The sequence below is a fragment of the Brevundimonas sp. EAKA genome, from assembly GCF_000698025.1.
In the GTDB taxonomy this organism is placed as follows: Bacteria; Pseudomonadota; Alphaproteobacteria; order Caulobacterales; family Caulobacteraceae; genus Brevundimonas; species Brevundimonas mediterranea_A.
The window spans coordinates 1-4,886 of record NZ_JMQR01000181.1 but is presented as its reverse complement, the minus strand read 5'-3'; the positions used below and the strand labels follow the sequence as shown (position 1 = coordinate 4,886).

The window sequence follows — 4,886 nt, the reverse complement described above, 5'->3', positions numbered from 1 at the left end:
CCGCGTCAGGAGTGCATAGGTAACGGCGCCAGGGGAAGTGGCGCTGGGGGCGTCGCTCCCGGGCTGGCAGGCTGGGACCGTCAGGGCGAAGGCCAGAACGGCGGCTGAGGCGGAACTGATGAACAGGGGGCGGCGCATCGGCATCTCCGGGCAGGGACGGGATCACCCAGACGATGAACCGTCCCCTTAACGCGCGAAAGCCCCTATCGGCGCACCGCCTCCAGCGCGGCCTTTTGCAGGGCGAACAGTTCGGTGCAGCCTATTTCGGCTAGGGAGAACAGCCGGTCGAACTCGGCGCGGGAGAAGCCGCGCTTCTCGCCGGTGGCCTGGACCTCGACGATCTGGCCCGCGCCGGTCAGGACGAAGTTGGAATCGGCCTCGGCCTCGGAATCCTCTTCGTAGTCCAGGTCCAGCACCGGCACGCCGTCGCAGACGCCGCACGAGACGGCCGCCACCTGGTCCAGGATCGGGTCGGACTTCAGCACGCCCTCGTCGCGCAGATAGTTGAGGGCCGAGGCCATGGCGACCCAGGCGCCGGTGATGGAGGCGGTGCGGGTGCCGCCGTCGGCCTGGATGACGTCGCAGTCCAGCACCACCTGACGTTCGCCCAGGGCCTTTAGATCGACGACGGCGCGTAGCGAGCGGCCGATCAGGCGCTGGATCTCCTGCGTCCGGCCCGTCTGTTTGCCGGCGGCGGCCTCGCGGCGGCCGCGGGTGTGGGTGGCGCGGGGCAGCATGCCGTATTCGGCCGTGACCCAGCCCTGGCCCTTGCCGCGCATCCAGCCGGGGATGGTCTCCTCGACCGAGGCCGTCACCAGGACCTTGGTATGGCCGAAGGTGATCAGGCACGAGCCCTCGGCGTAGCGGTTGACGCCGGTCTCGATGGTCACGGGACGCAGTTGATCGTCGGTGCGTTGCGAATGGCGCATTGAGATGAGTCCTTGGAAGCGGGGGCTGCGGTGCTTATCCTGAAACCGTGAGCCTGTATGCCCCCAAAACCCCGCCCTTCGACGGCGCCCAGTCCTTTGCGGGGCTGGCGGGTCTGGATGCGCGCGCACGCGACATCTTCCGGCGCATCGTCGAATCCTATCTGGAGACGGGCGAGCCGGTGGGATCGCGCACCCTGTCGCTGGGCGGGATCGCCCTGTCGCCGGCCTCGATCCGCAATACGATGCAGGACCTGACCCTGGCCGGGCTGCTGGCTGCGCCCCATACATCGGCGGGGCGGATCCCGACCCATGCGGGCCTGCGCCTGTTCGTCGACGGCCTGCTGGAGGTCGGCGACCTGACGAAGGAGGAGCGGCGCGAGATCGACGGCCGGCTGGCCGGGCGCGGCCGCAACTTCGAATCCGCTCTGGACGAGGCGTCGAACCTGTTGTCGGGCCTGGCGGGCGGCGCGGGCGTGGTGTCCAGCCCGGTGCGCGAGTCCGGCGTCAAACACGTGGAGTTCGTCGCCCTGGGCGGGGATCAGGCCCTGGCCGTCATCGTCGCCGACGACGGCACGGTCGAGAACCGGATCATGACCCTGGCGGCGGGAGTCACGCCCTCCACCCTGGTGGAGGCCTCCAACTTCCTCAACGCCCGCCTGCGCGGCCGCCCCTTCGCCGACGCCAAGCGCGAGATGACCCAGGAACTGGAGATCGCCCGGCGCGAACTGGACCAGACCGCCGCCCGCCTGGTCGAGGACGGATTCGCCGCCTGGTCCGGCGGCCCGGACCGCGAGCGCGCCCTGATCGTGCGCGGCCGCGCCAATCTGTTGCAGGACGGCGAGGGGCTGGCGGATCTGGAGCGGGTGCGGGTCCTGTTCGACGACCTGGAGCAGAAGGAACAACTGATCGGCCTGCTGGACGGGGTGGATGCGGCGCAAGGCGTGCGGATTTTCATCGGCGCCGAAACGCGGTTGTTTTCACTTTCGGGTTCCGCCGTGATCGCGGCGCCCTATATGAGCGGCCGACAGCGGGTCCTGGGCGCCATCGGCGTCATAGGCCCCGCAAGATTGAACTACGCCCGTGTCATCCCGTTGGTGGACTATACCGCCCGGGTGCTGGGCCGGATGCTGGACGGGAACGACAAGTGAGCGACAAGCCCCTTAACGACGACTTCAACGAACTGGACGCCGACATGGCGGAAACCAACGCCGAACACGGCCTGGACGCCGATCCCTCGGACAATCTCGCGCCGCTGGACGCCGTCATCGCCGAGCGCGACGAGTGGAAGGACCGCGCCCTGCGCGTCGCCGCCGAGATGGAGAACCTGAAGCGCCGCGCCGAGACGCAGCAGAACGACGCCCGCGCCTTCGCCATCCAGCGCTTCGCCAAGGATCTGCTGGGCGTGGCCGACAATCTGGAGCGCGCCCTGATGGCGGCGCCCAAGGACACGGACGGCCCGACCGTGGCCCTCGTGACCGGTCTGGAAATGACCCAGAAGGCCCTGCTGCAGGCGTTCGAGACCAATGGACTGAAGCGCGTCGCGCCCGAGGCCGGCGAGGCCTTCAACCCCCATCTGCACCAGGCCATGATCGAACAGCCGTCGGACACGGTTCCCGGCGGCGCCGTGCTCCAGACCATGCAGTCCGGTTTCGAACTGTTCGGCCGCACCATCCGCCCGGCCATGGTCGTGGTCGCGGCCAAGGGCTCGGGCGCGCAGGGCGCCAACCCCTATGGCGCAGCCCCCGCGCCCGAAGGCCAGACCTTCGACGGCAAGGCCTGATGTGAGGACGTGATTGGTGAGGGGTGAGTAGTGAGCTGCGGTGTCTCCGCAAGCCGCTCACCTCTTGCTCACGACTCACCATTCACCAGTCACTCCCCCTCAGAACCTCCGCCGCCATCCGCCGATCAAGGCGAATTCCGGCGCGGCGTCCGCAACATGGCGCGGCTGACGGCTGGCCACGGCCTGGATCGTCAGGTTTGAGCCGTCCCACAGACTCCGCTCGCCCCCGAGGATGAAATCGATCTGGCGACCGCTCGGCGTGGCCGAGAAGCTGCGGCGCGAATAGGTGAGGGGATCGAAATACTCGACCGGCACATCCGCCAGCCAGGCCGAGAAGGCGCCGCTTTCGATCCGCAGCGGCTGCGACAGGGTGAAGCTGATCCGGTCGCAGAGCGCCGAACACCCTGTCAGCAGGCCCAGACGCCAGTTCGAACTGATCGCGGCCTGGTCCATCGACAGGAACCGGCCCTCGCTCCGGGTCGAGCCGACGCCGGCCTCGCCGATCAGGGCCAGGCCGGGCCTCAGGGTCCAGTCGCCGCCCACCGCATAGAAGCGGGTGCGCGACGGCAGGGCGAAGTCCGATCCGCCGGGCAGGAAGGCCCCCAAGGGCCCCAGACGCTCGTCCAGGCCGCCGATGCTGACCGACAGGCCGCCGTCCACGCCGCGCCAGGCCAGGGTGGCGCGGCTGTAGCTTGACGCCTCCGCCTCGACCCGCCTCAGCGGCATACGCCGGTCCCCGCCCCCGCTCTCGGCCGCAAGGGTCAGCGACCCGAACCGCAGGGCGCCGCGCGCCGCATGATCCGCCTGGGCCAGGGCGGCGAAACCGTCGCCGGCCGCGTCGAAGGGCGACCGCGCCCCGCCGCGACCCTGCCATGTGGCGAAGCTCAGCCGGCCCATCTCCAGGTCCAGCATGGCCTCCTGACGGGGTTCGTCGCCCAACCAGGGCGCGTCGGTCAGGTCATAACGCGCAGCGATGGGCTCGGGCGTCTCGACCGGCTGGGACGCCGTCAGATTCAGGCGGCCCCCGTTCGGCAGGGCCAGCCGGGTCGTCGCCGTCCGGCTCGGCGCGAACGGCGCGGCCTGATACGAGCGGCTCGGCGCCGTCGGATAGGCCCCGCCCAGCTGGACCGCGAACATCCGGTCATAACCGTCGAACAGGACGGTCCCCAGGGCGGTCTGGCGCGAGAAGGCGTCGCCGAAGGCGGGGCCGACGAAACTGCCCGGCTCGGTCTCGGCGACGATGGAGCCTCCGTCGGCCATCGGGGTCGAGCTCGTTCCCACCGGCCGGAAGGCGTTGGCCAAGTCCAGCAAGCCCCGGCCGTAGACGATGTCGGTCCCTGCGTCCCCGGCGTCGCGCGCCGTGTCGAGAAGGATGGCCAGGGCCTGACGCGCCGAAAGATTGGGGAAGGCGTCCATCAGCAGGGCCAGGGCGCCCGAGACATGGGGCGCCGAGAAGGAGGTGCCGTTGATCCGCCAGCAGCGGGTCCCGTCGCAGCCGGTGATGACGTCCTCGCCCGGCGCGGAAATATAGGCGGCGGCCGTGGCCCCCGCGCGGTTCGAAAAGCTGGACATGACATTGGTCTCGCCGTGCGAACCGACGGCGATGACAGAGCCGGAGAACCGGGGATCCACCGCATATTGCGCAGGCCAGCCGGGATTGGCCTCGCCGTCATTGCCCGACGAGGCGACGATGACCGCCCCGGAATCGACCGCGCGCAACAGGGCCGCCTCGAAGGCGGAGCCCAGCCGACCGTCGCCGCCCAGGGACATGTTGATGATCTTAACCCCGTTGGCCACGGCGAAGTCCAGGGCCCGGACCAGGTCTGAACTGCTGAAACAGACGTCGTCGTCCTCATCTTTACAGTCGGAGATGTCGGTGCGGATCGACAGTATGGTCGATTCATAGGCCACGCCGACCGAACCCAGTCCGTTGAAGTTCGAGGCGATCACCCCCGACACCAGGGTTCCGTGGCTGTCGTTCGCGACATAGGGGGTGTTGCGGCCCGGAACCACGTCGGTCGAGGCGGTGGAAATCCGCCCGACCAGATCGGCCTGGCTGTTGCTGACGCCGGAATCGACCACAGCGACCGTGACGCCGTTTCCGGTGGCGCCGGTCTGCCACCCGACCTCGGCCTTCATATTGGCCAGGCCGTAGTTCCGCAGATACTAGGTGGAGG

At 69.3% G+C, this 4,886-nt stretch carries 4 protein-coding genes; 2 read left to right on the top strand and 2 right to left on the bottom strand.

Annotation, left to right across the window (positions count from 1 at the left end; translation table 11 throughout):
- Positions 1-203: 203 nt before the first annotated feature.
- Positions 204-929 carry a ribonuclease PH gene (gene rph, locus ER13_RS16190; RefSeq protein WP_008259300.1) on the bottom strand — a complete coding sequence of 242 codons (726 nt, stop codon included), beginning with the start codon at positions 927-929 and terminating at the stop codon, positions 204-206.
- A 53-nt stretch (positions 930-982) separates the two neighbouring features.
- Here rph and hrcA point away from each other — a divergent pair, with 53 nt between their 5' ends.
- Both hrcA and grpE read left to right on the top strand, forming a co-directional pair.
- On the top strand, positions 983-2,077 hold the full coding sequence (gene hrcA / locus ER13_RS16185) for a heat-inducible transcriptional repressor HrcA (protein WP_052005170.1): 1,095 nt from the start codon (positions 983-985) through the stop codon (positions 2,075-2,077).
- Positions 2,074-2,709, top strand: a complete 636-nt coding sequence (gene grpE / locus ER13_RS16180) for a nucleotide exchange factor GrpE (protein WP_035310931.1) — start codon at positions 2,074-2,076, stop codon at positions 2,707-2,709. Before hrcA ends, grpE begins: the two co-directional genes overlap by 4 nt.
- A gap of 99 nt (positions 2,710-2,808) precedes the next feature.
- Here grpE and ER13_RS16175 read toward each other — a convergent pair whose 3' ends face one another.
- A complete protein-coding gene (locus ER13_RS16175; RefSeq protein ID WP_035310929.1) occupies positions 2,809-4,848 on the bottom strand; it encodes a S8 family peptidase in 2,040 nt (679 codons plus the stop codon).
- Positions 4,849-4,886 lie beyond the last annotated feature (38 nt).

What these genes read in the sequence shown, in the direction of transcription:
- rph (WP_008259300.1), bottom strand. Translation starts at nt 929, where the DNA reads ATGCGCCATTCGCAACGCACCGACGATCAACTGCGTCCCGTGACCATC.
- ER13_RS16175 (WP_035310929.1), bottom strand. Translation starts at nt 4,848, where the DNA reads ATGAAGGCCGAGGTCGGGTGGCAGACCGGCGCCACCGGAAACGGCGTC.